General features: G+C 55.4%; 1 pseudogene. It reads right to left on the bottom strand.

Annotated features, from left to right (window positions below):
• Positions 1–1050, bottom strand: a pseudogene (locus tag H616_RS0100015) (hypothetical protein); the annotation flags it as partial.

Genomic DNA, 1050 nt, shown 5'->3' with positions numbered 1-1050 from the left:
ACGTTGCTGGACGAGTACACCAGATCTTCACCATCGGCGTTCTTGTCAGCACCACCACCGACAATCTGCATCTCCTCGTTCAGCTTACGAGTGACATAGCCGTCAGCGGGATTCTCGTTACCTGAGAAACGCAGGCCATCATCCAGCGTGGCGACTTCCTGCTCGTTGCCTTCCGGGTCGGTGTAGACAATGCGTGTTTCACCATCAACGCCATTAACGCCCGGTGTACCATCCTGGATCGAGATCGTCGTCAGACCATCCGTACCATTCGGGCCAGCAGGGCCAGTCAGACCAATCGTGCCGTCCTTGCCGTCGATCGCAACCCCCGTCTCGCCATCAGCACCATCCACGCCGATGTAGCCGTCTTTTCCGTCTTTGCCACCGACACTCAGATCGTGGCCCAGCGCAAAATCAATTTCGGTGTTGCCACCCCCATCTTGGGTGTGCGAGATAACGACGTTGTTGTCAGAACTAACAAAGTCAACATTCTTGCTCGGGGCAACATTGCTGACCGTCGCGTCAGCGTCAGTGGTTTCGACGTTCCAACCGGCATTAGCCACATCACTGACCTGCTTGAGCTGGTCTTCTGAGGCGGCCTGGCCTGAAGTGAAGTTGTCCGGATCAAAGGTCGTGTTGGTCAGACCATTGATGGTGTCGTTGCCGCCAGTGTTGATGGTGAGGTTGCCAAACTTCGGCGACTCAGCCAGCTGAAGCTCAATCGCTCCCGTTGCCGGATTGGTTACCGTCTTCAGGTTAGCGCCGCTGTACGTGCCCGCAGTCGTCGCCTCGCCAGTAATGGCCAGGGTGTCGCCAAGATCACGATGCACAACACCTGCTGTGTCGTCATTACCCGTAAAGTTCAGTCCCTTGGACTCAATTTCACCCGTAACTTGCGTGATGTACTTCTTGTTCACCAAGCTGTTGCCATCGGTGGTGTTATCGATGGTGACGTCGTAGTTGGTGCTGCCGTCCTTGTTGACGGTGAAGTTGTCACCCAGCTTAGTCACGCCACCCACACTCAGATCGTTGTTGATCGTGGTGTTAGTGAAC

Source organism: Halomonas halocynthiae DSM 14573, from assembly GCF_000425725.1.
Taxonomy (GTDB): Bacteria; Pseudomonadota; Gammaproteobacteria; order Pseudomonadales; family Halomonadaceae; genus Halomonas; species Halomonas halocynthiae.
The sequence above is the reverse complement of the archived record's forward strand: the minus strand, read 5'-3'. Positions and strand labels throughout refer to the sequence as shown.